The following is a 23,653-nucleotide window of genomic DNA, read 5'->3' as shown; positions in this document are numbered from 1 at the left end:
GGTCACATCATCCAGTGTCGTGGTCATCACGGCGCCTTCCTCGCCGGGCTACGCCCGGCGGGTCAGACCGGAAACACCGAAAGATCCACAGTCCCAAGACCCTCCTCGACATCCCGAAGGACGGCTCGGCGCTCGCCCCCAGCCCCATCACCAGCAAGAGCTATGGCGACGTCGACGGCAAGACCGTCTTCGGGTACGTGCGGGAAATGCTGAAGCAGCTCAAGGGGACCGCGACGCATAACACGATCTCGGGGTGGGCGGTGCCGGAGGTGAAGCTGTCCTACACGCTCCCGGCAACGAAGAAGTCCACGAATCCGTACGTGTAGGTGCCTTGCGCCGTCGTCGGGCGTCGATGCCGCAGCCGGCATCGGCGCCCGGTGGCGTTGTTCGGTGATTGCTTGATGGTGGCGGCGCTTGAGGGTGGTGTTTGGTCGCGGTGCTCGATGGCACGGTGGAGGTTGGTTGGTCGCGTGGCGCGGTCGCGGGCGTTTGGCGGTGCTCGATGGCGGCGCTTGGTGGTGGTGTTTGGGCGTGGCGCGCGGTTGCGGCGTTCGGCGGCGCCCGGTCGCGGCGTTGGTGGCGTTCGATGGCGCCGCTTGGTGGCGTTCGATGGCGGCGCCTGGTGGCGTTCGATGGCGGCGCTTGGTGGCGTTCGATGGCGCCGCTTGGTGACGGAGCGACGGTGGCGGGCGCACCCCAGACGTGGGCCGGCCAGGGCTCGAAATTGGCGAGATCCAGGGTGAGGGCTGCGCTATCTCGCAGGCGTCGGCGGGCGTTGTTCTAAAGTCAGCGGCATGGCGAGGCTTGCAGTGGTCAGTGGGGGCGGCACGGGAATCGGCCGGGCTACGGCGGGAATGCTGGCGGGGGAGGGCTACGACGTCATCATCGTCGGGCGGCGCCCCGAGGTGCTCGCCGACGCGATGAAGTGGATCGGGCCCCAGGCCACGGCGGTCACCGCCGACTGCGCGGACCCCGATCAGATCCCGGCGGTGGTCGAGGCCGTAGCCGGCCGCGCGGTGGACGTCCTGGTCAACAACGCGGGCGCGTACGTGACCGGCGACGACTCCACCCCGTCCGAGCTGGCCGCGCGCTGGAGGGCCACCTTCGACTCCAACGTGCTGACGGCCGTACTGCTGACCGAGGCCCTGCGCCCACTGCTTCGCCGACCCGGCGGACGGGTGATCCTGACCAGCTCGGTCGCCGCCCAGCGCGGTGGCGGCGGCCCGTACTCGGCGGCGAAGGCGGCGCTCCACGGCTGGGTGTTCGACCTTGCGGCCCAGCTCGGTCGCGACGGAGTCACCGCCAATGTCATCGCCCCCGGCTACGTGACCGACAGCGAGTTCTTCGCCGGCCGGATGACCGAGGAGGGCCACCGAAAGCGCGTGGACGCGGCGCTGATGAAACGCGCCGGCGAACCCGATGACGTCGCGGAGGCAGTCCGCTGGCTTGTCGGCCCGGGTGGCTCCTTCGTCACCGGCCAGATCATCAACGTGAACGGTGGTTCGGTCCTGGGCCGCTGAACGGCCCACCCGGAGCCTCCGCGGACCTGCACGCGGCGTTCAGGCGGTCGTCTGTGTTTGGCACCGGAGCGCCGACCAGCGGTCGTCGATCGCGACCCGGTCGCCTGGTCGCATGTTGAATTCCGCCACGATCGGCCCCAGAGTGTCGTGGTTGATGTCCGTCTTGCTGCTCTTTGGGTAGGCAACCCAGAAGGCGGACGGCTGCCGCAGCTCCTCGGCGTGCTCCTCCATGAGCTTGCGCGCGCTCGCCGTGTCGTCGGCGAAGACAACCGCCGCGCTGGCCATCGCCGGATTGTCGACCTCGCGAACGCCTTCGGGCATCGGGGTGAGCAGGGGTAGATGGGCCGGGTGGGACAACCAGACCGTGGAATGGGGCTTGATCTGCAGTTTCTCGGCGATCGTCGTCATGGCTCCACGCTGCCACCGGCGGATTGAGTTGTCGACCAGATCCGGAAGGCCTGTGGATAACCGTCTCCCCGTCCGCTCGGCTGTGGAAAACCGCTGCGATGAGGTCGGCGAGTGTGGGATAGAAGACGGTCGACAGCGATGGCCGGAATCACGGGGTCCCCGGTAGCCTCTGCGTCAGGCAGCGCTACCCAACGCTCTCGAGGCCGGTCACGACGACCGCTCGGAAGGGCGCTGAAGTGGGGCTGGTGCGGGTTGACCGGGTCGTGTGCCGAGACGAAGCGTCGTGGCACGAATCGGGATGGAAGAACTTGCATCCGTGTCAGATCATGGTGGCCTGACGACGGCGCGGTGAGAGGGATCATGAGACTTGGTGGAGTGACCGGCCCGGCTGGGCGGTGGCGGCGTACGGCTGCGGCGGCGATGGTGGCCACGTGCGTGCTGCTGAGTGCCGCCTGCGGCGGTGGCGACGACAAGTCGAAGTCTCCCTCCTGGCAGGACCCGGCGGGAGGCGCGCCAGCGTCCGACTCCCCGGCTCCGCAGCCCACGCTGAGTACCGTGTCGGTTACTTCGCCCGTCGCGGACGCGACAGATGTCACGGCCATCACCGAGATCGCGTACGCGACCGAGGACCCCGCGAACACGTCGGTCGAGGTCAAGGATGACGAGGGCGACGAGGTCAAGGGCACCCTCGACAAGGACGCCAAGGTCTTCCGGCCGGCGCAGGCGCTGGGCTGGGGCAAGAAGTACACGGTGACGGTCACCGGCACCTCGTCGGGTGACAAGGGCGGCTCCGCCACCAGCTCCTTCACCGTGATGAAGAAGCCGTCGAAGCTGGTCCGCGCGGTGAGCTTCCTCGGCAACGGCCAGACCGTCGGCGTCGGCATGCCCCTGATGATCAACTTTGACCGCGAGATTCCGAAGAAGTACCGCGCGGAAGTGCAGCGCCGGATGCAGGTCACCGCCACGCCTGCGCAAGAGGGAATCTGGCACTGGTTCAGCGGCAAGACGGTGCACTACCGGCCGAAGGTCTACTGGAAGCCGCAGACCAAGATCTCTTACCGGATCCAGCTCAACGGCGTGCCGATGGGCGACGGCTGGTACGGCCGCTCCGACTACACCGTGAACGCCAAGATCGGCCGGTCCCTCGTCATGACGGTGGACAACAAGAGCAAGCACATGACCGTCAAGCAGAACGGCAAGACCGTCAAGCGCCTCCCGGTCAGCCTCGGCAAGCCGGGATTCCACACGGTCAGCGGCACCATGCTGGTCATCCAGAAGCACCGGAAGACGAAGTTCAACACGATCGGCCGTTTCACGGGACCCGACGCCTACAACACCGAGGTCGAGTACGCCCAGCGACTGACCTGGGGTGGTCAGTTCATCCACGCCGCGCCCTGGTCGGAGGGATCCCAGGGTCGCACCAACGTCTCGCACGGCTGTGTGAACGTTTCCCAGAACATGGGTGCGTGGCTCTTCCAGAACACCCTGATGGGCGACCCGGTCACGATCACCGGCACCGAGGAGCACATCCAGCAGGGCGACGGCTGGACCGACTGGAACCTGAGCTGGGGCCAGTGGAAGAAGGGCAGCGCGCTCTGACCCTCGGCCGGTGTCGGCGAGCCGTCGCGCCAGGCTCTTCGTCGCCCGTACGCAGCGGTTTCACCGATGCGACGGTTGGCGCGGGTTGGTTAGTGTGGCCGCCGTGCCGACTCCCCGAGACGCCTCGCGCCACGCCGTCACCGGCATAGTCATCGCCGGTCGCTATCGGCTGATGGAGGTCCTCGGCTCGGGCGGCATGGGCGTGGTGTGGCTCGCTCATGACGAGTTGTTGCGACGCCGGGTCGCGGTGAAGGAGCTGCGCCACAGCTGGGGCAGCTCCGAACGGACGGTCGCCGAGGGCCGGGAACGCAGCCTGCGCGAGGCCCGCGCCGCCGCTGCTCTGCATCACCCGCACATCGTCGCCGTCTACGACATCGCCGAGCACGACGACCGGCCGTGGATCGTCATGGAGCTCGTGTCCGGCCAGTCGCTGAAGGAGATCGTCGTCGGCGACGGGCCGATGCCGCTCAACCAGGCGGTGGAGGTCGGGCTGCAGTTGTTGTCGGCGCTGCACGCCGCTCACACCGCCGGCATCACGCACCGGGACGTGAAGCCGGCGAACGTGCTGATCGCCGCGAACGGTGTGGTGCGGCTGAGCGACTTCGGGCTGGCCACGACGCCGGACGCCGAGACCCTCACCGAGAGCGGGGTGGTCCTCGGCACCCCGGGCTACCTCGCGCCCGAGCAGGCGAACGGGCTCCCTCCCGGCCCACCCGCGGACATCTTCGGCCTCGGCGCGACGCTCTATTTCGCGATCGAGGGGGTCGGGCCGTTCCACCGTGACGCCTATCTGCCGATGCTGGTCGCGTACACCCGTCATGAGATCCGTCCCCCAGAGCGGGCGGCGGCGCTGGCACCGGTGTTGTTGCAGTTGCTCGCCGCCGATCCCGAGAAGCGGCCGACGGCTGAGCAGGCACGCGAGATGCTGCTCGGCGGTCCCGTCCGGCGGACCGGGACGACCAGGCGCCGGCTGATCGCCGGCGGCGCGACTGCGACAGCCGCCGTAGCGGCCGGAGCGCTCGGGGTGTGGTGGCAATCCGAACGGTCGTCCACAGACGCCGGCACGGCGCCGTCGACCCCGAAACCCCGTCCCGTGGGTGTCGGCGCCCCCTACTGGCAGCGTGTCGGTCTCAACGAACCGATCCTGGTGGGATCCGCGCTGATCGGTGCGGCCGACGGCACGGTGCGGTCTGTCGATACGGCGACCGGTAAGGATCTCTGGGTGCTGGAGTCCGCCGGGGTCGGCTTCGTTCGGGACCTCGGTAAAGGCCTCGTATTCGCCGACGGGCTTGATGCGGATCATGCGGTCATCGATGCCGCGACCGGCCGCAAGCGTGCCGGCAACAGCGAGCCGGTCTCCGGCGTGGGGACGGGCATCCTCCTGAACGAAGAGGAGAACTTCCTGAGGGCGCGGGACGCGCTCACGGGCAAGACGCTGTGGGTCGTGTCGGGAAGCTTCGGATCGCCGTACTACAACAGCCCGAAGGGCATCCTCTGCGCCGGAGTAAACAATTTCCGCTCCCGGTCCCGCGATCTGCACGGCGTCGACTGCAGGACCGGCGCGGTGAAGTGGAAGACGCCCTTGACCAGGAAGGGCAACATATCCGGCCCGTGGGGCGGCGGCGACCAGGTGTTCGCCGTCGTCGACGAGGGCACGAAACTCACCCTGACCTGCCTGGACGTCACTACCGGCAAACGTCGATTCGAGGTTGTCCTGACGGACCTGAACTCGAAACAGGACGAGGGGTACGTCTCCGTCACCGCGGTCGACGCTGTCGGTGATCTCGCAGTGGCTAGCGTGCGGGACATTCGAACGACCCTGCAGTATGCGGGCCTCGTCGCGGCGAAAGCCGGGGTCGTTCAGTGGTTCCGCCCCCTGCTCAACCCCACCGTCGCCGCGACCGCGGACGGGCGGCTCTTCGCCGCGTCGTACGACTCCGTCCTGCACGAGCTCGACCCGGTGACCGGGAAGACGGTGTGGTCCATGCCCACTCCCGGCCCGGCTGTCCGTTTGCACGCCACAGGGGGCAGGCTCTTCGCGTCCATCGGGCAGACCGTAATGAGTTACACCATCACCGTGGCCTGACGCTTGGCTCCCGAACTCACCGGCACAGTCGCCGAATCTTGTCGGACCGGGCTGATAGACATGCGGTCGTGGAGATGACGCGAACTGGGGTCAGCGAGGCCGAGCGGGCCGCCGTCCGCGAGTGCGCCGAGGAGGTGCTGCGCCGGCTCGCGGGCGAGCACGCCGTGCTGCGCGAGGACCAGTGGCGGGCCATCGAGGCCCTCGTCGTCGATCGGCGGCGGGTGCTGTGCGTGCAACGTACGGGATGGGGAAAGTCTGCGGTCTACTTCGTGGCCACCGCCCTTCTGCGCGACGGCGTCACGGCCGAACCCGGCGATCCGCCCGCCGGACCGACCGTCATCGTGTCGCCCCTGCTCGCGCTGATGCGCAACCAGGTGGAGGCCGCCGCGCGGGCCGGCATCCGGGCACGCACCATCAACTCCGCCAACCTCGACGAATGGGGCGAGATCACCGCGGAGATCCGCGGCGGTGCCGTCGATGTGCTCCTGATCAGCCCCGAGCGGCTCAACAATCCGGATTTCCGCGACAACGTGCTGCCCGGCCTGGCGGCCAGCACCGGCCTGCTGGTCGTCGACGAGGCACACTGCGTCTCCGACTGGGGCCACGACTTCCGGCCCGACTACCGGCGGCTGCGCACGTTCCTGGCCGGGCTTCCTTCGCGTACGCCGGTGCTGGCGACCACCGCCACCGCCAACGCCCGCGTGACCGCCGACGTGGCCGACCAGCTCGGCGACGCACTGGTCCTGCGCGGCACGCTCGACCGTGACTCGCTGCGCCTCGCGGTGCTGCAACTGTCCGATCCGGCACGCCGCCTGGCGTGGCTCGCCGACCATCTCGAAGCATTTCCGGGATCCGGCATCGTCTACACGCTGACGGTCGCCGCTGCCACCGAAACCGCCGACTTCCTCCGGACGCGGGGCTTCGCCGTCGCGTCATACACCGGCCAGGTCGAGGACGGCGCGCGCCGTGCCGCCGAGCAAGACCTGCTCGACAACAAAATCAAGGCGCTGGTGGCGACCTCCGCGCTGGGCATGGGCTTCGACAAGCCAGATCTGGGTTTCGTCGTGCACCTCGGCGCCCCGCCATCTCCCATCGCGTATTACCAGCAGGTCGGCCGGGCGGGCCGAGCCGTGGAGCACGCCGAGGTGGTGCTGCTTCCCGGGCAGGAAGACGTCGCCATCTGGCGTTACTTCGCCTCGCTGGCATTCCCTCCCGAGGAACAGGTGCGTGCCGTGCTCGAGGCGCTGTCACCCAACCGTCCCCTGTCGACACAAGCGCTGGAGCCCATCGTCGACCTGCGCCGCGCACGCCTCGAGCTGATGCTCAAGGTCCTCGACGTGGATGGCGCGGTCCGGCGCACGCGCGGCGGCTGGCTCGTCACCGGCGAGCCCTGGACCTACGACACCGCACGGCTGCGTCGCGTCGCCGAAGCCCGGACCGCCGAGCAACAAACCATGCTTGAGTACGCGAGAACGACCGTTTGCCGCATGGAATTCCTCCGCCGCTGCCTGGACGACCCCGACGCCCAGCCATGCGGTCGTTGTGACACATGTGCGGACCCTCAGTTCGACGCGGAAGTGACAGCGGCCTCGCTGGCCGCCGCGAACGCGTTCCTCGGCCGCGCCGGCGTCGACATCACCCCCAAAAAGCTCTGGCCAACCGGCATGGCAACCGTCGGGGTCGACCTCAAGGGCAAGATCTCCCCAGCCGTGCAGATCCGACCCGGTCGCGCCGTGGGTCGCCTGTCCGACCAGGGCTGGGGCACGAGACTGCGCGCCCTCGTCTCCCCGGATTCCCCCGACGGCCCGATCCCCGACGAGATCGCCGCCGCCGTGGTCGACGTCCTGAAGGCCTGGGCCCACGGCGACGACGCCTGGGCCGAACGCCCCGCCGCAGTCGTGTCCGTGGGCTCCCGCCGTCGCCCAGACCTCCTCACGAGCCTGGCAGCACGGATCGCGGCAGTGGGCCGGCTCCCAATGCTCGGCACGCTGTCCTCTACCCACACCAGCGACGGCGGCCCACGGGGAAACAGCGCCCAACGGGTGCTGGCCCTCCACGATGCCTTCACCGTCCCGCCCGAGGTGGCGGACGCGCTACCCGGCCTCGACGGACCGGTATTGCTGGTGGACGACCTCGTCGACTCGGGCTGGACAATGGCGCTCGCCGGCCGAGCACTCCGACAAGCGGGCGCATCGGGGGTGTTGCCGCTGGCGCTAGCGGTGGCCGGCTGACCGGCCGACTCCTCCTCCTCCTCCTCCTCCTCCTCCTTCGACGACGGGGTGGTGGCTTGGCTTCGGTTGGTCGGGCTTATCGGTCCGGGGCCGCGGTGGTGCTGCGGGCTTGGTTGATTCGGTCCGGGGCCGCGGTGGTGCTGCCGGCTTGGTTGATTCGGCTGGGTGGCGGTGGTGCTGCCGGCTTGGTTGATTCGGCTGGGTGGCGGCTGGCTTTGGCGCCTGGCCCGTCGGGCGGTGGGCTCGGCTCTGGCTGCTTGCGGCGCTCGTTCTTTCGGGCGGGGTCGCGACTGTGAGGGGTGCGAACTGCGTGAGGGGTGCGGAAACGGCGAGCGATGCGGAGACCGGGAGCGCGTCGGGGACCGGCAGCGGTTCGGGGCCGGGAGTGGTGCAGGGATCGGGAGCGGTGCGGAAGCGGCGAGCTTGAGTGATGCGGAGAGCGTGAGGGGGCGGTGACCGCGAGCGGTTTCCCGTGGCCGGAAGGTCAGGCGGGGCGGGCGAAGCCCGCGATGGGCTGCGAGTCGATGCTCGCCACCCGCACGTTCTCCCCGAACTCCGGTGCGTGGATCATCTGGCCGCCGCCGACATAGACGCCCACGTGGCTGATCGGGCCGTAGAAGAACACCAGATCGCCGGGTCTCAGGTCGTTTCTGTCGACGTGGGCCGTCGAGGCGTACTGGCGGGCCGCGTTGTGGGGCAGGTGCACGCCCACCGTTCGCCAGGCCGCCAGGGTCAGGCCTGAGCAGTCGTAGGAGCGGGGGCCGGCCGCGCCCCAGCGGTACGGTTTACCGAGCTGGTTGACGGCGAAGGTGACCACGCGTCCCGCCGGGCCCGGTACGTACTCGGGCGCGGGGATGTTGCCCGCGTCGGCGTAGCGGGAGCCTCCGCCGTATGCGATGGCTCGCATCTGTTTGAGGACGCCGATCTCGCCCTCGACCATTGCCTTGCGGGTGTTGAGTTGGATCTGCTGGCGTCGCTGCTGGGCGGAGAACGCGTCGAGCATCGCCCTGGTGTCGTTGAGTTTGGCGCGGGCCTCCCGCAGGGCGGCGGCCGCCCGTTGTTCCTCCGACGCGAGTTGATGCAGGAACAGCAGCTTGTCGACGAACTCGTGGGGCTGGTCCGAGGCGAACAACGCCATCGTCGGACCGCTTCGGGTGCGCTGGTAGGTGTTCGCCATCAGGCCATCGAGGAGTGTCTGCCTGCGCTTGAGTTCGCGAGTCAGCGGGCCGAGTTGGGTGCCGAGGTGTGCCGTGCGCCGCCGGGTGTCGCGGAGGTCCTCGCGGGAGTCGTTGTACTGCTCCACGACCACCTCGAGCCGGCGGGAAGCAGCGGCGATGTGCTTGTCCAGATCGGCGGCGGAGGGCCGCTCGGTGTGAGAGCCGCGCGCCCCCTGAAAGCCGCGCGCGCGGAGCGACCCGAGCGATCCAAGCGACCCAACCGACTCAAGCGACGCGGCGGACTCAAGTGACCCGAGCGACCCGAGCGATCCGAGCGATCCGAGCGATCCGAGCGATCCGAGCGATCCGAGCGACTCGAGCGACTCGAGCGACTCGAGCGATCCGAGCGGCGTGGCCGACTCGAGCGACTCGAGCGATCCGAGCGGCGTGGCCGACCCGAGCGACTCGAGCGACTCGAGCGATCCGAGCGGCCTGGCCGACCCGAGCGACTCGAGCGACTCAAGGGAGCGGGCGCCGACGGCCTGGGCTGGGGTGTGGAAGCCCATGACCATCAGCGCGGCCAGTAACGCGGTGATGATGGATCGGGCGATCACGGTAGACGACACATCGCTCTCAACGAGGCAGATCGTGGAGAAGCCACGCCTGCGCGAGGTTTCAAGATCGGAATTTGCGAGGAGCCACCCGGACGGCTGCATATACGGGAGGGGGGTATGCTGGCGGCATGACCACCGAGCAGGAGAATCCGGGGCCGCACGGCTACTCGGGCGACAAGGCCGCGCTGCTCAGCCGGTTGCGGCGCATCGAGGGGCAGATCCGCGGATTGCAGCGGATGGTCGACGAGGACACGTACTGCATCGATGTGCTGACGCAGATCTCCGCCGCGAAGAGTGCCCTGCATGCCGTGGCCGTCGGGCTACTCGGGGACCACCTCGCGCACTGCGTCGTCGACGCCGCGCGGGCCGGGGATCCCAGCCTCAAGGTCAAGGAAGCCACCGACGCGATCGCTCGGCTCGTCCGCTCCTGACGACCCACGGCGAAGCCGCAACCATCCGACTATCACGGAAGAGAGACCGCCATGGCCGTCACCGCCACTTACACCGTCACCGGTATGACCTGCGGCCACTGTGTCCAGGCTGTGACCGGTGAGCTTTCGGGGCTCTCCGGCGTCACGGACGTCCAGGTCGACCTCGCGGCCGCCGCCGTGACCGTCACCAGTGCCGAGCCGCTGTCCATCGACGCCGTCCGGGCCGCGGTGGACGAGGCAGGTTACGAGCTCGCCGATGCCTGACGCCTTCGAGGACCCGCCGCTCACCGACAACAAAACGCCGCTCACCGACAACAAAACGCCGCGCGCTGATAACAAAACGCCGCGCGCTGATAACAAGACGTCGCGTGCTGATAGCGGGGCGGCGCGTGCTGATAGCGCGGCGGCGCCCACGGATAACGAGGTGCTGCGCGCCGATAACAAGGCGCCGTTCACCGATAGCGAGGCGGCGCCCGCCGATAACGAGATGCCGCACGCTGATAACAAGACGCCGCGCATCGATAAGGAGACGCCGCGCACCGAAGCCGACGGCACGCTGCGCATCGGAGCGGCCGACCGGAGCGCAGGGTTCAAACTGGCCGTCTTCGGCGCCATCGTCGTGGTCGTGCTCTTCGCCGGGTATGGCCTCGGCCGTCTCAACAATTCCGTCGACCAAACGAGGGCCAGCCAGACGCTGACCGACCAGACGAGATCCGGACCGGCCGGACACGGCCACGGCACACCGGGAACAACAGGCTCAACCGGAACAACAGGCTCAACCGGAACATCAGGCTCGACCGGATTAACAGGCTCAACGGGAACGACAGGCTTAACGGGAACGACAGGCACCACGGGAACCGCCCCGCACGACGACACCGGTGCCGCACCGCACCAGCACAACACCGACGGCACCGTCACTCAGCTCGCCGGGTCCGGCGCCGCCGCGCAGTCCGTCGGCGGTCTCGCTCTCACCGCGAGCGGTCTCACGCTGCAGCCGCGGACCGCTCTCTTCACCGCCGGCCGCGCGCAGCCGTTCTCGTTCCGGGTCACCGGTTCCGGCGGTGCGCCGATCACCACCTTCGCGGTCGTTCACGACAAGCCGCTGCACCTCGTCGTCGTGCGTCGGGACCTCACCGGCTTCCAGCATCTGCATCCGACGATGGCCCCGGACGGCACGTGGAGCATCGACCTCACCCTGGCCAAGCCGGGCAGCTACCGCGCCATCGCGGACTTCACGGCGGTTGTCGGTGGGCAGCAGACGCCGGCCACGCTGGGTGTCGACCTCACGGTCGCCGGCAGCTACGCGCCGGTCGCCCTCCCCGGTCCTGTCACCGAGGCGAGCACCGACGGCTTCAGCGTTCGGTACGCGGGTACGCCGAAGATCGGCACGGCGCAGCCCCTGCTGATGTCGGTACGCGGCCCGGACGGCAAACCCGCAACCCTCGAGCCCTACCTGGGTGCGTACGGTCATCTGGTGGTCCTGCGGGAGGGCGACGTGGGCTACGTCCATGTCCATCCGGAAGCCGGCCCCGCCGACGGCGCGGTGAAGTTCTGGCTGGCCGCCCCCGGTCCCGGCCGCTACCGGATGTTCTTCGACTTCCAGGTCGCCGGCAAGGTCCGCACCGTCGCATTCACCGCCGTGGTGGAGTGACGCGTCACGCCAGGAGCCGCGTCAAGCCAGGAGTTGCGTCGCCCAAGGAGTCGCGTCGCCCCAGGGGCCGTCGCCCCAGGGACCGTCGCCCCAGGGGCCGCGTTGCGCCAAGGAGCTGCGTCGCCCCACGGGTCGTCGCCCCAGGGGCCGCGTTGCGCCAGGAGCTGCGGCGCCCCCAGGGGCCGTCGCCCCAGGAGTCGCGTCGCCCCAGGAGTCGCGTCGCCCCAGGAGTCGCGTCACTCCAGGAGTCGCGTCACTCCAGGAGTTTTTGCAGCGCCGGCGTCACGCCCCAAGCGGCAGTCAGCGTCTTGTATTCATCACGCTGGGCCTCGGTAGGCGTGGCGCCGGTGTGTCGGGCCCGGAGCAGCAAATTGCGCGGCGTGTGCTGGGAGTCCACGAATTCGACCACGTCGACCTTGTAACCGTGCAGCCGCAGCAGGGACGACCGCAGCGAGTCGGTGAGGACGTCCGCGAAGCGCTCCCGCAGGATCGCGTGGCGGGTGATCTCCGTGTACGGCGGGGGCGCGGCATGCCCCTTCAGCTGTGCGGCGATGTCGTGGTGGCAGCACGGCGCCGCCAGCACCCAGCTGGCGTTCCAGCGCACCGCCCGGGCCAGCGCCTGATCCGTCGCTGTGTCGCAGGCGTGCAGGGCCAGGACCAGATCAGGCTCCTCGTCGACGACAGCGTCCTCGATGGTGCCTGCCACGAACCGGACCTGCTCCGCGCAGCCCAATTGCTCGGCGACCGCGGAATTGCGTACCCGCTGGTCCTCGCGGACGTCGACGCCCACGACCTGGACCGGACCGCGGTCGCTGAGGTAGCGGTATGCGGCGAATGTCAGGTAGGCGTTTCCGCAGCCCAGGTCCACGACCCGCAGCGGCGACGGGAGTTCGTCGGGCAGTGTGGCGGCGAGTGCCCGCAGGAACGCGTCCACCTGGCGGCGCTTGGCGGCGGTGCCGCCGATGACGTCAAAGAGCGGGTCGCCCGGGTCGAGGAGCCACTGCTTGGCGCGGTCGTGCTGTTGAACGGCCCGGGCGGCCGTGGCGCCCGAGCGGTGGATCTGGGCGTCGCCCTTCTTCGTGATGCGGACCTGCACCGTCGCCGTCTCGGTCTCCACGTGCCAGTTCCCGAACGGCTCGGCCAGGAGGGCGTCGACCGCCGTCGCCGCCTCGCCGTCCGCGACGTTCCGCGTGTACGGCCGGACGCCGTCGTCCGTGACGATCTGCAGTTTCCTGACTCCCTTGAGCGCGACCGGGCGCAGCTCCGCGCGGTTGACCGACGGCGTGGAGCCGCGACGTCGGCCCGCCGCGACCGCACGGGTCAGCGTCGGGCCGAGCACCAGCTCACGTACCTCGGCTAGGGCGGTGTCCAGGGGTTGGGGCATCCGTTCATTCTGCCTCGGGCACAATGCCGATCTTCGCGCCGGCCGACCCTGTTAGGCTCCCCTAACCACGGCATGGAGGTGCTGCGATGACGTTGGCCGATCCTCCCAGGCAACGACTGTCCGTCCGGCTGCGCACCGGGACCCGCACCGAGCACGACGAGGCGCAGGGCAGCGGCTTTCTCGACCGTCTCGCCGCCGGCTCTCTGCCGCGCGCGGCGTACGCGGATCTCGCCGGCCAGCACTGGTTCATCTACGAGACGTTGGAGCAGGCGGCGACGGCGATGGCCGAGGATCCGGTCGCCGGGGCGTTCGTCTTCCCGGAGCTCACCCGCCTGCCAGCCCTCGCCGATGACCTGGCCGAACTCGGCGGGGAGTCCGGGCCGGTGGCGTTGCCCTCCACCCGGGAGTACTGCGCCCGGCTGCGGGAGGTCGCCTTCGACAAGCCGTGGGGTTTCGTCGCCCACCACTACACGCGCTACCTCGGTGATCTTTCCGGCGGTCAGTTCCTCGGCCCGGCCATCGCGAAGGCGTACGGCCTCGACGGCGCGGGGCACCGGTTCTTCGTCTTCGAGGGGGTATCGCCGCCGGAGTTCCGTAGCCGGTACCGCGACCGGCTCGACGCGGCCGGCTTCTCCCCGGAGGACGAGCGGCTCCTGCTGGCCGAGGTCTCGGAGGCCTACCGCCTGAACATCGCCGTCCTGGCCGAGCTGAAGGAGCGCTGGGCATGACCGACCGCACCGAACGGCCGCTCGCGGACGAGCGGGCCGGGCAGGACGCGGCTACGCCGTTCACGCCGGACGTGGTGGAACAGATCGCGCGGCACATGAACGGCGATCACGCCGAGGACAATGTGCTCATCGTGCGGGGGCTCGGCGGTGTCGAGGCGGCCAGTGCGGCGCGGATGTCCGGGCTGGACGCCGACGGGATGGACTTCGAGGCGACCGTGCGGGGCGTCGCCGTGCCGGTGCGGATTCCGTTCCGGCAGCGGCTCACCGAGCGGCGGCAGGTGCGCGGCGAGGCCGTCCGCATGTATCAGGAGGCCTGCGCGGCGCTGGGGCTCGAACCTCGACACTGACCTTCCGTGAATGGCGAAAGGCGTCCCACCGCTGATGGTGGGACGCCTTTGCGTGTCAGACGGTGCTGGTCAGCCCTCGGCGCCGGTGCCGACGCCCGCCTCGTCGCCGGAGCCCGCGGGTCCTCCCCGGCGGCGGCGACGGCGGGGACGGGTGGCTTCCGTCGACTCGGCCGCGGTGCCCTCCGAGTTGGCGGGTGCCTTGTCGTCGTTCGAAGACTGCGCTTCGGTGCCGGCTGCTGTGTCCGTACCCGAAAGGGCTTCTCCGGCGCGGCGGCGACGACGCTGCCGGCGCGGGCGGTCGGTGCCTTCCTCTGACGGCGCCGAAGAGGGCGACGACGACGGGGCGGCCGACGAATCGTCGTCGCGTCCGCGGGAACGGCCGCGGGGGGTGCGCGGGCGGGTGGACTCGCGGCCACGCCGCCGTCCGCCGCCCAGGTCCTCCTCGACCTCGGCCGACAGCCCGGCGCGGCTGCGTTCCGCCGTCGGCAGCGTGCCGGACACGTCCTCGGGGATGTCCAGGTCGCTGTAGAGGGCCGGGGAGGTGTGGTAGGTCTCCGGAGGCTGCGGCATGCTGAGCCCCATCGACTTGTCGATGAGCACCCAGCGGGGCATGTCCTCCCAGTCCACGAAGGTCACGGCGACGCCCGTCGCGCCCGCGCGGCCGGTGCGGCCGATGCGGTGCGTGTAGGTGTCCGGGTCCTCCGGGCAGTCGTAGTTGATGACGTGGGTGACGCCGGAGACGTCGAGGCCGCGGGCGGCGACGTCGGTGGCGACCAGGACGTCGATCTTTCCCGTACGGAAGGCGCGCAGCGCCCGCTCCCGGGCGCCCTGGCCGAGGTCACCGTGGACGGCCGCGACCGCGAAGCCGCGGAAGTCGAGGTCCTCGGCGACGCGGTCGGCCGCTCGCTTCGTCCGGGTGAAGATCATGGTGAGACCGCGCTCGCGGGCCTGCAGGATGCGGGCCACCATCTCGAGCTTGTTCATCGGGTGCGTGCGGTAGACGACCTGCTTGGTGAGCGGTGACGGGCCGCTGTCGGCGGTGTGCCCGGCGTGGATGGTCACCGGGTGGCTCAGGAAGCGGCGCGACAGCGCGACGATCGGGTCCGGCATGGTGGCCGAGAACAGCATCGTCTGACGCTCGGCGGGAAGCATCGCGAGGATCTTCTCGACGTCCTCGAGGAAGCCGAGGTCGAGCATGCGGTCGGCCTCGTCCAGGACGAGCGCCTTGATCGAGGCCAGCTTGAGCTGCTTCTGCTTGGCGAGGTCGAGCAGGCGGCCGGGGGTGCCGACGAGGATCTCGACGCCCTTCTTGAGCTGCTCCACCTGCGGCTCGTACGCCACGCCGCCATAGATGGGGAGCACCCGGACGCCGCGGGTCGCGCCGGCGGCGGCGAGGTCGCGGGCCACCTGGATGCCCAGCTCGCGGGTGGGAACGACGATCAGCGCCTGCGGCTGACCATCCGCGCCCTCGGAGGGGGCGGTCACCCGCTCGAGGATGGGCAGGCCGAAGCCGAGGGTCTTGCCGGTGCCGGTGGGCGCCTGGCCGATGAGGTCGGTGCCGCGCAGGGCGATCGGAAGGGCGTACTCCTGGATGGCGAAGGCCCGGGTGATGCCGGCCGCGGCCAGCGCGTCCACGGTCTCCGCGCGCACGCCGAGCTCGGCGAACGTGGGGCTGTCAGCGCGGACGGGTGCGCGGGTCAGAGCCGGTACCAGGGCGGGTTCTGCGTCGTTGTTCGGGATGTCGGTCATGGAGTTCTACGGGTGCCTCTCGTGGTGCGCCCGTCGAAGTCCTGGGCGCGTTTGGGTAGGGCGCGGGCCACACGCGAAGAGATGCTCGCGGGCCGCACGCGCGTCGCCGCGGCGATACCGGCCGAGTCGAACCGGCCGGGTCGGCCGGCGGAACCGGCCAGGTCGAATCAGGCTAGGTCGATCATCAGGCTAGGTCGATCAGCCCGGGTCGATCAGGCCGTGAACCGGCCGAACGGATCAATGTCGGCGGCGACGCGGGCAAGTCTACCTGACGGAGAGATTTCGCACCTCAGGACGAACGTGACGGCCGGGACGAAGACGCGTCAGGGGGCCCGATGGACCCCCTGATCACGGCGCTGCCCGGTCGTGCGTCAGCGGGTGGTGAAGCCGAACGGGCGGTTGCTGCTCTCGGCGATCTCCACGTACGCCACCTTGGCGATCGGGACGATCACCTTGCGGCCCTTCTCGTCGGTCAGGGTCAGGACGCTGTCCTTGGCCATCGCCTCGGTCACGAGCTGCTCGACCTCGGCGGGCGTCTGCGCGCTCTCCAGCACCAGCTCGCGCGAGGCGTACTGCACGCCGATCTTGACCTCCACGGGTCCCCTCCCTCTCAGCAGTCTTCCGACATGAAGGCTAGCCGATTTCCGCAGTCGTACCGGCCGATGACTCACCCTGCAACGGGAAGCTCGCGATGCCGCGCCAGACGAGGGCCGCGACCAGCGCTTCCGCCTCGTCCTTGGCGACCTGGCGGCCGGTGGCGAGCCAGTACTGGGCGGCCTGGCCGGAGATGCCGACCAGGCCCGCGGCGAGCAGCTGGGCCTTCGCCTCGGTCAAACCGGTGTCCGCGACGACCGTGTCCGTGATGGCGGCGATGCAACCCTGCTCGACGCGTTCGGCACGCTCGCGCACCTGGGGATCGTTGCGCAGGTCGGACTCGAAGACGAGCCGGAAGGCCTCGCTCTCGTGGTCCATGAAGTCGAAGTACGCCCGTACGGCGCCCTTGACCCGCTCCTTGTTGTCGGGCGTGGCGAGCATCGCGCCGCGCACCTTGGCGATGATCGCGTCGCAGTGCGTGTCGAGCAGCGCCAGATAGAGCTCCAGCTTGCCGGGGAAGTGCTGGTAGAGCACGGGCTTGGACACGCCGGCCCGCTCGGCGATCTCGTCCATGGCGGCGGCGTGATAGCCCTGAGCCACGAAGATCTGCTGCGCGGCCGCGAGCAGTTGCTTACGGCGCGCAGAGCGCGGCAGGCGCGTGGGGCGTCCCGCCGTCTGTGCCCCGCCGGACGCAGCGGTCATCTCAACAAACCTCCGAGCTCGTTCGCATCCGCGCGGACGCGGATTGCCCGGTTCGTCGCCTGTCGCGTTCCGGGCGGGCAATTGTCGCGACGCTGCAACTTATCGCCACTGCAACCACACGGTAGCCTCAGCGGTGGGCAAGCGAGGAGCGCGTGGTGGACGAAACAGGGCATTCCGGTGACGCTGGTACCGCGGACGGCGGTTCCGGAGCCGAATCGCGGGACCGCACCCTGTTGAACGGCTGGGCCACGAGGGACAGCCCTTGGTCGAATGCCGGCGCGGCACTCGATCCGGAGGCCGAGATCCCGGCGTGGCGGCGGCCCGGCGCCCAGGACCGCGCCTTCAATCCGCGCCCTCTTCCGACTGACCCTCCGGAGGGTGACATCCGTCCGTTCGCCGCCCAGCCTCCGCCGTCGTTCACGCCCGCTCAGCCCTCCTCCGCACAGCCCTCGTCCGCGCCGCCCTCCGCCTCGCAGCCTGCCGCAGATTCTCCCCGCGCGGAGAACGGCACGCCGCGCTGGTCCGACAGCCGGGCGCGCTATCAGGATCTGGTCTCCCACCTGTCGCCGAACGGCACCGAGCCCCGGCAAGGTCCGTCGCCCCGACAGAACCAGCCGCCCCGGGCCGCCGATCCGCACGCCCGCCCGGATCCGCTGTCACCCGAGCTGCTGCGATCGAACGGCCACGACGTCGCCGATCCGCGTGGGGGCCAGCCGTCGGTGCCGGCCAGCGCCCCGCCGTATCCGTACGAGGGGGACCTCGACGCCCGCCCTGTCTTCCCGGCCGCACCCGTCGGGCACCGCGCCGACCGGGAGGCGGCCCGGCACGCGCTCGACCCGAGGCCCGCTGAGGGTCCGACCCGGTCGGAGCAGGACCCCGACGAGGGGGCACGCACCGGTGATCAAGGGACGGCCCGGGCGTCGTACGATCCCTCCAGCTTTCCGCGCCGACTGCCCTACCAGTCCCCCCAGTCGGCGTATCCGGCCCGGCCGGCCGGCGATCCCGGCGGTGCGGGAGCGGCGTCGCACTCCGCTCTGCCCCAGCGCGTCCCGGCCCAGCCGGACGTGCCGACCGTCCCGGAGCCGCCGTCCGTGGAGCCCTCGGCCGAGACCCCCGCGCTGGCCCGCATCGCGACGCATCTGCGCCGCGGTGACGTGCTGTCGGCGCGGGAGCGTCAGGACGGGTTCGACGTCAACGCGATCCTCGAGGCGGTCCGCGAGGTCGGCGGTGTCCGTGACGCGGCATTGCGCACCACGCCCGCCGGCGCGCACAGCCTGCGGTTGGACCTGGCCGAGGGCGCCGACCCGGCCGAGGTGAGCCGCCAGGTCGCCCGGCTCCTGCAGGATCGGATGGGCCTGGACGCCGCCATGCAGGGCGCCTCCCCGTTCGGCGGGTCGCCCGTGCCGGCCCAGGGCCCGCCGGCGTCGGCGCCCCGCTCGGCGCCGCCGTCTCGACCGGGCCAGCCCGCCAGCCCATCCGCCCCGATCGCGGGTCCCTCCACGGTCATCGGTCCACCAGCGCCGTCCACCGGGCAGCCGCTTCCGCCGGCGCAGGACCCGCGTTCCACGCCTGAGCGGGACTCGCCTCCGTTTGTCTCCGGGCAGGCGTCGGCGCCACCCGCGGCGCAGCCGGTGCCGTTCGTGCCCACCCAGCCCAACCCGGCCGGCCGGTCCGCGCCGCCCACGTCCGCCCCGCCCGCCTCCGCCCCGCCTCCACCCGAGCTTGCGCCGTCCGCGCCCGCCTCGGTCGAGCCCGTTTCCACGGGCCCGGAGACCGCCGTGCCGCGCCCGCTGCTCGATCCCGGAGAGCGACCCGGCCCGCGCGTGATGATCGAGCAGGTCCAGGTCAGCACCTTCGGCACCGAGGCCACCGTGAGCGTGCGCCTGACCGTCGACGGCCAGACCGCGGCGGGCGAGGCCACCGGGCCCGGGATCGACGGCTACCTGCTGCGGCTGTGCGCCATGGCGACCGCGAAGGCGGTGGACGAGCTGCTCGCACACTCCGACCACGCGGAGGGGCCGGCGAAGTGCTTCGTCGAGCACGCCGCGGCCGTACCGTTCGGTGCGACGCAGGTCGCGGTGGTCGTCGTGCTGCTGGCCACCGACGGCTGGGTGGAACAGCTCGCCGGCTCCGCCGTCGTGGCCGGCGACGACCGGCACGCGATGGTGCGCGCCACGCTCGCCGCCGTCAACCGGCGGCTCGAGGCACTCTTGTCCTGATGAAGGGCGCAAGACTCGCGGCGGACGAGGTTCTGCCGCCGGACGGGGCGGTACCGCCGCCGTGGCCGGCCCGCCGGGTCACCATCGACGGCACGATGCTGCACGTCCGGGACACACCGGCCACGGCCCCTGGCGCCGAACCCGCCGTCTACGTGCACGGGCTGGGCGGCTCGTCGCAGAACTTCACCGACCTTGCCGCGCTGCTCGCCGACCGGTTCGACGGCCAGGCCGTCGACCTGCCCGGCTTCGGCTACAGCGACCCGAGCCGGCGTTACTCCATCCCCGCGTTCGCCGACCGGCTCGTCGGCTACCTCGAGCACGCCGGGCGCGGTCCGGTCCACCTCGTCGGCAACTCGTTGGGCGGGTCGATCTGCGTCCGCGTCGCCGCCCTGCGTCCCGACCTGGTCCGCACCCTCACGCTGATCAGCCCGGCGATGCCGTTCCTGGATCCGCGGCGTACGGCGCAGGCGCCGGTGCTGCCGCTGCTCGCCCTGCCACGCGCCGAACGGGTCCTGGCGTGGGGCATGGCGCGGTTGACCGCCGAGGAGATGGCCGAGCAGGTGATGCTCGCCTGCTTCGGCGACTCCGCCAAGGTCAGCGCCCAGCGTCGGGCCGAGGCGATCGAGGAGATCAGGCTCCGGCACACGGTCGCGCACTACCCGCAGGCCTACCTCGGCACGCTGCGCGGGCTGGTGTCGAGCTTTGTGCGGGCCTATCTGCCGGGTGCCGACTCGCAGTGGCGCCTGGCCGCCCGGATCGCCGCGCCAACGCTGGTCATCGGCGGTCTCAAGGACGAGCTGGTCGACGCGAGGGTGCCGGCGCAGGTCGCGAAGGTGGTCCCGGACAGCCGGCTGCTGGTGCTGCCCGGCGTGGGGCACGTCGCGCAGATGGAAGTGCCCCGGCTGGTCGCGCGCGGCATCGTCGGACTGCTCGACGACGTCTGACGTCTCGTTCGCCGCGAACCCGACCGTCTGACGTCTCGGTCGCCGCGCACCCGGCCGTCTGACGTCTCGCCGAACGCCTGTGCCGCGCCGCGGCCTCTGGCAGGCTGGCACATGTCATGGCAAGGGCGACGAAGACTCCCGCCGGTGTTCCGGTCATCCGGGCGGCTACGACGATCACCTCGCGAGCCGCCGCCTCGGCATATGCCGCGGGCTGGGCCGACGTCGAATCCCGCCGGGCGGTCCGGGCGACCCCGGCGGCGCGGCTGTACCGGAGGCGGCGCCGCGCCACGGCCCTGTTCCTTCTCGTGCTCGCGGCGGCCTTCCTCCTCGTGGGTCAGCTCATTCGTGACCAGCGGGGCGGGGAGGCGGCCGCGCCCGCGCAGGTGCCGGCGGGCCCTGTGCGGGTCGCTCAGCCCGTACCCGGAAAACCTGTGGAGCAGAGCGTGACCACCGACGGGTTTCTTGTCGTCAGCGGGCACGGACCCGTGCTGGGCAGCGCCGGCACCCTGCGGCGGTTCAGGGTCGCCGTGGAGGAGAGCTTCGGGGCGGCCCGGGCCGACGACTTCGCCGGCGAGGTGGAGCGGATCCTCGGCGACCGCCGGAGCTGGATCGGCGGGGGCGAGCTGCGGTTGCAGCGGGTGCCCGTGTCGGTCGAGGCCGAGTTCACGATCTTCCTGGCCTCGGCGCGCAAGTCGGAGCGGATGTGCGCGACCGGCGGGCTCGACACCGAGGGATACACGTCGTGCCGGCTCCCCGGGCGGGTCGTCATGAATCTGGACCGGTGGCGCGACGCCGTGCCGGGCTATGGCGCGCCCGTCGAGGTCTACCGCGCGTACGCGATCAACCACGAGGTGGGGCATCAGCTCGGCCACGGCCATGAGACCTGCCCCGGCAAGGGCCGACCCGCGCCGGTCATGATGCAGCAGACGTACGGTCTGCAGGGCTGCGTCGCGAACCCCTGGCCCTACGTCGACGGCCGGCGGTACGCCGGCAACGCGACCGACTGACGGTTGATTCCCCATCCCGAATCCCGGGCCGGTGTTCCTCGTCATGTCCACGACGGCGATCCACGCGCAAGAATGGTGGGCGCACCTTACCCTCAACCCGGGGAGTTCACCGTGTCCCTGCCCCCGCTCGTCGAGCCGGCCGCCGAGCTGTCCGTCGATGAGATCCGCCGCTATTCCCGTCACCTGATCATCCCGGACGTGGGGATGGACGGGCAGAAGCGGCTCAAGAACGCCAAGGTGCTCGTGGTCGGCGCCGGCGGCCTGGGTTCTCCGGCCCTGCTCTATCTGGCCGCGGCCGGGGTGGGCACGCTCGGCATCGTCGACTTCGACACCGTCGACGAGTCCAACCTCCAGCGCCAGATCATCCACGGCGTGTCCGACGTCGACCGGCCCAAGGCCGAGTCCGCCGCGGCGAGCATCCGTGAGATCAACCCCCTGATCGACGTGGTCATCCACAACACCGCGCTGGACCGCGACAACGTCAAAGAGATCTTCGGGAAGTACGACCTCATCGTCGACGGCACCGACAACTTCGCGACCCGTTACATGGTCAACGACGCCGCGGTGCTGCTCGGCAAGCCGTACGTCTGGGGCTCCATCTACCGCTTCGACGGCCAGGCCTCGGTCTTCTGGGAGGAGCACGGTCCCTGCTACCGCTGCCTCTACCCGGAGCCGCCGCCGCCCGGCATGGTGCCCTCCTGCGCCGAGGGTGGCGTGCTCGGCGTGCTCTGCGCGTCGATCGGCTCCATCCAGGTCAACGAGGCGATCAAGCTGATCACCGGCATCGGTGAGCCGCTGGTCGGCCGGCTGATGGTCTACGACGCCCTGGAGATGGAATACCGCAAGATCAAGGTGCGCAAGGACCCGAACTGCGCGCTCTGCGGCGAGAACCCGACGGTCACCGACCTGCTCGAGGACTATGAGGACTTCTGCGGCGCGATCTCCGTCGAGGCGCAGGAAGCCACGCTCGACGCGACGATCACCGCCCGCGAGCTCAAGGAGCTGCAGGACTCGGGCAAGGACATCTTCCTGGTCGACGTCCGCGAGCCGGCCGAGTACGAGATCGTCTCGATTCCGGGCGCGACGCTGATCCCCAAGGGCGACATCCTCTCCGGCGAAGCCCTGTCCCGCTTCCCGCAGGATCGGCAGATCGTCCTGCACTGCAAGTCCGGCGTGCGCTCGGCGGAGGCCCTCGCCGCGCTCAAGGCGGCCGGCTTCTCCGACGCCGTGCACGTGCAGGGCGGCATCGTGTCGTGGGTCAACACGGTCGACCCGTCGCTGCCGTCGTACTGACTGGGTTCCGCGCTGTCGCCCGCCCTGTCCTGGGGTGGGCGACAGCGGTAGCGTAACGACCGTGGTCGATATTGATGCCGCGATCGGATACGTCGTCGCCCACGGTGACCCGGTCGAACGGGCGAGATTGTCCTACCTGCGGACCGGCAACCGGCCGGCGCCCGACGTCTTCGAGCGCATCGAGAGCGGTCAGACCCCCGATGGCGGCTGGCCGGCCGGCGCGGACGGCACGGTGTCCTCGGTGGATGCCACCTGCTTCCGGCTCGCCGAGATCGACGATCTGGGCGGCCTCGGCGGTCCCGCCGCGGACCGCGCGTTCGCCTGGCTCGCTGCCGTTCAGGGCGGTGACGGGACGTGGCAGGAAGACGAGACGCTGGCCCCGGAAGCGCCTCCGTGGGCGATGCCGGGCGATCCGGAGGCGACGCTCTATCTGACCGCGGTCGCCGGCTTCTGGATGACCGTCGCCGAGATCGAGGCTCACCCGCGCCATGAGAAACCGGCCCGCCACGCCAACCACCTCGCGGCCGCCGCCCGTTTCGTCGTCGCCCAACTGCGCCCGGACGGCACCTGGCCGTCGTTCCTCGCGACCGGCTGGCACGCCGCCGGACTCCTGCACGAACAGCAGTTCTTCTACGAGTCGGCCCGGGTGCAGATCGTCCTCGGCGACCGCCTCGACGACATGTCCCCGGCGCACGTGGCAAACCTGGCTGCGGCGCTGCGCCGGGTCAACCTCGGCGACGACTGGCTGCTCCGCACGGCCCGCAAACGGCTGAGCGCGACGCAACGCACGGACGGAGGGTGGGACAGCGACGAGGGCCCGGTCTTCGACGTCAACACCACCCTGGCCGCCATCCGCGCCTGCCGCTGACCAGGTCCGGCATCACGTCGATGAGAGATGTGCCGCTCTCCCCACCGCCGATGTCGTCGAGCCTCTAGAGTGTGCCCGCCGATCGAAGATCATCGGCTTGTGCACGGGGGAGAACTGAATG

General features: G+C 70.5%; 21 protein-coding genes. 15 read left to right on the top strand and 6 right to left on the bottom strand.

Features of this window, described 5'->3' with window-relative positions:
• On the top strand, positions 1-326 hold a 326-nt coding region (locus tag AB0M36_RS31505; protein ID WP_364164931.1), incomplete at its 5' end, for a hypothetical protein.
• Between the two features lie 468 nt (positions 327-794).
• Positions 795-1,520: an SDR family oxidoreductase gene (locus AB0M36_RS31500; RefSeq protein WP_364164928.1), complete on the top strand. Its 726-nt coding sequence runs from the start codon at positions 795-797 to the stop codon at positions 1,518-1,520.
• A gap of 39 nt (positions 1,521-1,559) precedes the next feature.
• Here AB0M36_RS31500 and AB0M36_RS31495 read toward each other — a convergent pair whose 3' ends face one another.
• Entirely contained in the window at positions 1,560-1,928 is a 369-nt protein-coding gene (locus AB0M36_RS31495) for a hypothetical protein (protein ID WP_364164925.1), read from the bottom strand.
• Between the two features lie 360 nt (positions 1,929-2,288).
• Here AB0M36_RS31495 and AB0M36_RS31490 point away from each other — a divergent pair, with 360 nt between their 5' ends.
• The 3 genes from AB0M36_RS31490 (at position 2,289) to AB0M36_RS31480 (ending at position 7,844) form a co-directional block, all read left to right on the top strand.
• Positions 2,289-3,527, top strand: coding sequence for an Ig-like domain-containing protein (locus AB0M36_RS31490; RefSeq protein WP_364164922.1), 1,239 nt, complete (start codon positions 2,289-2,291; stop codon positions 3,525-3,527).
• A gap of 103 nt (positions 3,528-3,630) precedes the next feature.
• Positions 3,631-5,613 (top strand): protein kinase, encoded by a 1,983-nt coding sequence (locus AB0M36_RS31485; RefSeq protein WP_364164919.1) that lies wholly within the window; start codon positions 3,631-3,633, stop codon positions 5,611-5,613.
• A gap of 74 nt (positions 5,614-5,687) precedes the next feature.
• Positions 5,688-7,844, top strand: coding sequence for a DEAD/DEAH box helicase (locus AB0M36_RS31480; RefSeq protein WP_364164916.1), 2,157 nt, complete (start codon positions 5,688-5,690; stop codon positions 7,842-7,844).
• A gap of 484 nt (positions 7,845-8,328) precedes the next feature.
• Here AB0M36_RS31480 and AB0M36_RS31475 read toward each other — a convergent pair whose 3' ends face one another.
• Positions 8,329-9,615 (bottom strand): C40 family peptidase, encoded by a 1,287-nt coding sequence (locus AB0M36_RS31475; RefSeq protein ID WP_364164913.1) that lies wholly within the window; start codon positions 9,613-9,615, stop codon positions 8,329-8,331.
• A gap of 128 nt (positions 9,616-9,743) precedes the next feature.
• On the opposite strand from AB0M36_RS31475, the gene AB0M36_RS31470 reads away from it, so the two are divergent.
• Genes AB0M36_RS31470 through AB0M36_RS31460 form a run of 3 tightly spaced genes read left to right on the top strand, consistent with a single transcriptional unit; the run spans position 9,744 to position 11,697 of the window.
• Complete coding sequence (locus AB0M36_RS31470; RefSeq protein ID WP_364164910.1) at positions 9,744-10,046, top strand: metal-sensitive transcriptional regulator; 303 nt, start codon at positions 9,744-9,746, stop codon at positions 10,044-10,046.
• 51 nt (positions 10,047-10,097) lie between these two features.
• The gene (locus tag AB0M36_RS31465; RefSeq protein ID WP_364164907.1) at positions 10,098-10,310 is read left to right on the top strand and encodes a heavy-metal-associated domain-containing protein; all 213 of its coding nucleotides are present in this window, start codon (positions 10,098-10,100) and stop codon (positions 10,308-10,310) included.
• On the top strand, positions 10,303-11,697 hold the full coding sequence (locus tag AB0M36_RS31460) for a hypothetical protein (protein ID WP_364164904.1): 1,395 nt from the start codon (positions 10,303-10,305) through the stop codon (positions 11,695-11,697). The genes AB0M36_RS31465 and AB0M36_RS31460 overlap by 8 nt, the downstream gene beginning before the upstream one ends.
• Positions 11,698-11,950: 253 nt before the next feature.
• Here AB0M36_RS31460 and AB0M36_RS31455 read toward each other — a convergent pair whose 3' ends face one another.
• Positions 11,951-13,081, bottom strand: a complete 1,131-nt coding sequence (locus AB0M36_RS31455) for an SAM-dependent methyltransferase (protein ID WP_364164901.1) — start codon at positions 13,079-13,081, stop codon at positions 11,951-11,953.
• Between the two features lie 86 nt (positions 13,082-13,167).
• Here AB0M36_RS31455 and AB0M36_RS31450 point away from each other — a divergent pair, with 86 nt between their 5' ends.
• Together AB0M36_RS31450 and AB0M36_RS31445 are read left to right on the top strand one after the other, a co-directional pair.
• Complete coding sequence (locus tag AB0M36_RS31450) at positions 13,168-13,809, top strand: biliverdin-producing heme oxygenase (RefSeq protein WP_364164898.1); 642 nt, start codon at positions 13,168-13,170, stop codon at positions 13,807-13,809.
• A complete protein-coding gene (locus tag AB0M36_RS31445; RefSeq protein WP_364164895.1) occupies positions 13,806-14,156 on the top strand; it encodes a DUF2470 domain-containing protein in 351 nt (116 codons plus the stop codon). Before AB0M36_RS31450 ends, AB0M36_RS31445 begins: the two co-directional genes overlap by 4 nt.
• Before the next feature lie 69 nt (positions 14,157-14,225).
• Here AB0M36_RS31445 and AB0M36_RS31440 read toward each other — a convergent pair whose 3' ends face one another.
• The 3 genes from AB0M36_RS31440 to AB0M36_RS31430 all read right to left on the bottom strand — a co-directional run bounded on the left by AB0M36_RS31440 (position 14,226) and on the right by AB0M36_RS31430 (position 17,201).
• Positions 14,226-15,905, bottom strand: coding sequence for a DEAD/DEAH box helicase (locus tag AB0M36_RS31440; RefSeq protein WP_364164892.1), 1,680 nt, complete (start codon positions 15,903-15,905; stop codon positions 14,226-14,228).
• 371 nt (positions 15,906-16,276) lie between these two features.
• Positions 16,277-16,501: a DUF3107 domain-containing protein gene (locus AB0M36_RS31435; protein ID WP_364164889.1), complete on the bottom strand. Its 225-nt coding sequence runs from the start codon at positions 16,499-16,501 to the stop codon at positions 16,277-16,279.
• A gap of 37 nt (positions 16,502-16,538) precedes the next feature.
• Complete coding sequence (locus AB0M36_RS31430; RefSeq protein WP_364164886.1) at positions 16,539-17,201, bottom strand: TetR/AcrR family transcriptional regulator; 663 nt, start codon at positions 17,199-17,201, stop codon at positions 16,539-16,541.
• 155 nt (positions 17,202-17,356) lie between these two features.
• Here AB0M36_RS31430 and AB0M36_RS31425 point away from each other — a divergent pair, with 155 nt between their 5' ends.
• The 5 genes from AB0M36_RS31425 (at position 17,357) to AB0M36_RS31405 (ending at position 23,532) form a co-directional block, all read left to right on the top strand.
• Entirely contained in the window at positions 17,357-19,420 is a 2,064-nt protein-coding gene (locus AB0M36_RS31425; RefSeq protein ID WP_364164883.1) for a Daple, read from the top strand.
• A complete protein-coding gene (locus AB0M36_RS31420; protein ID WP_364164880.1) occupies positions 19,420-20,364 on the top strand; it encodes an alpha/beta hydrolase in 945 nt (314 codons plus the stop codon). Before AB0M36_RS31425 ends, AB0M36_RS31420 begins: the two co-directional genes overlap by 1 nt.
• A 116-nt stretch (positions 20,365-20,480) precedes the next feature.
• Positions 20,481-21,371, top strand: a complete 891-nt coding sequence (locus AB0M36_RS31415; RefSeq protein ID WP_364164877.1) for a DUF3152 domain-containing protein — start codon at positions 20,481-20,483, stop codon at positions 21,369-21,371.
• Between the two features lie 72 nt (positions 21,372-21,443).
• Positions 21,444-22,664 carry an adenylyltransferase/sulfurtransferase MoeZ gene (moeZ, locus tag AB0M36_RS31410; protein WP_364164874.1) on the top strand — a complete coding sequence of 407 codons (1,221 nt, stop codon included), beginning with the start codon at positions 21,444-21,446 and terminating at the stop codon, positions 22,662-22,664.
• A 61-nt stretch (positions 22,665-22,725) separates the two neighbouring features.
• On the top strand, positions 22,726-23,532 hold the full coding sequence (locus AB0M36_RS31405) for a squalene--hopene cyclase (protein ID WP_364164871.1): 807 nt from the start codon (positions 22,726-22,728) through the stop codon (positions 23,530-23,532).
• Positions 23,533-23,653: the final 121 nt, after the last annotated feature.

It is taken from the genome of Actinoplanes sp. NPDC051346, from assembly GCF_040682215.1.
Taxonomy (GTDB): Bacteria; Actinomycetota; Actinomycetes; order Mycobacteriales; family Micromonosporaceae; genus Actinoplanes.
The sequence above is the reverse complement of the archived record's forward strand: the minus strand, read 5'-3'. Positions and strand labels throughout refer to the sequence as shown.

What these genes read in the sequence shown, in the direction of transcription:
- AB0M36_RS31500 (WP_364164928.1), top strand. Translation starts at nt 795, where the DNA reads ATGGCGAGGCTTGCAGTGGTCAGTGGGGGCGGCACGGGAATCGGCCGG.
- AB0M36_RS31495 (WP_364164925.1), bottom strand. Translation starts at nt 1,928, where the DNA reads ATGACGACGATCGCCGAGAAACTGCAGATCAAGCCCCATTCCACGGTC.
- AB0M36_RS31490 (WP_364164922.1), top strand. Translation starts at nt 2,289, where the DNA reads ATGAGACTTGGTGGAGTGACCGGCCCGGCTGGGCGGTGGCGGCGTACG.
- AB0M36_RS31480 (WP_364164916.1), top strand. Translation starts at nt 5,688, where the DNA reads ATGACGCGAACTGGGGTCAGCGAGGCCGAGCGGGCCGCCGTCCGCGAG.
- AB0M36_RS31470 (WP_364164910.1), top strand. Translation starts at nt 9,744, where the DNA reads ATGACCACCGAGCAGGAGAATCCGGGGCCGCACGGCTACTCGGGCGAC.
- AB0M36_RS31465 (WP_364164907.1), top strand. Translation starts at nt 10,098, where the DNA reads ATGGCCGTCACCGCCACTTACACCGTCACCGGTATGACCTGCGGCCAC.
- AB0M36_RS31460 (WP_364164904.1), top strand. Translation starts at nt 10,303, where the DNA reads ATGCCTGACGCCTTCGAGGACCCGCCGCTCACCGACAACAAAACGCCG.
- AB0M36_RS31455 (WP_364164901.1), bottom strand. Translation starts at nt 13,081, where the DNA reads ATGCCCCAACCCCTGGACACCGCCCTAGCCGAGGTACGTGAGCTGGTG.
- AB0M36_RS31450 (WP_364164898.1), top strand. Translation starts at nt 13,168, where the DNA reads ATGACGTTGGCCGATCCTCCCAGGCAACGACTGTCCGTCCGGCTGCGC.
- AB0M36_RS31445 (WP_364164895.1), top strand. Translation starts at nt 13,806, where the DNA reads ATGACCGACCGCACCGAACGGCCGCTCGCGGACGAGCGGGCCGGGCAG.
- AB0M36_RS31440 (WP_364164892.1), bottom strand. Translation starts at nt 15,905, where the DNA reads ATGACCGACATCCCGAACAACGACGCAGAACCCGCCCTGGTACCGGCT.
- AB0M36_RS31430 (WP_364164886.1), bottom strand. Translation starts at nt 17,201, where the DNA reads ATGACCGCTGCGTCCGGCGGGGCACAGACGGCGGGACGCCCCACGCGC.
- AB0M36_RS31420 (WP_364164880.1), top strand. Translation starts at nt 19,420, where the DNA reads ATGAAGGGCGCAAGACTCGCGGCGGACGAGGTTCTGCCGCCGGACGGG.
- AB0M36_RS31415 (WP_364164877.1), top strand. Translation starts at nt 20,481, where the DNA reads ATGGCAAGGGCGACGAAGACTCCCGCCGGTGTTCCGGTCATCCGGGCG.
- moeZ (WP_364164874.1), top strand. Translation starts at nt 21,444, where the DNA reads ATGGTGGGCGCACCTTACCCTCAACCCGGGGAGTTCACCGTGTCCCTG.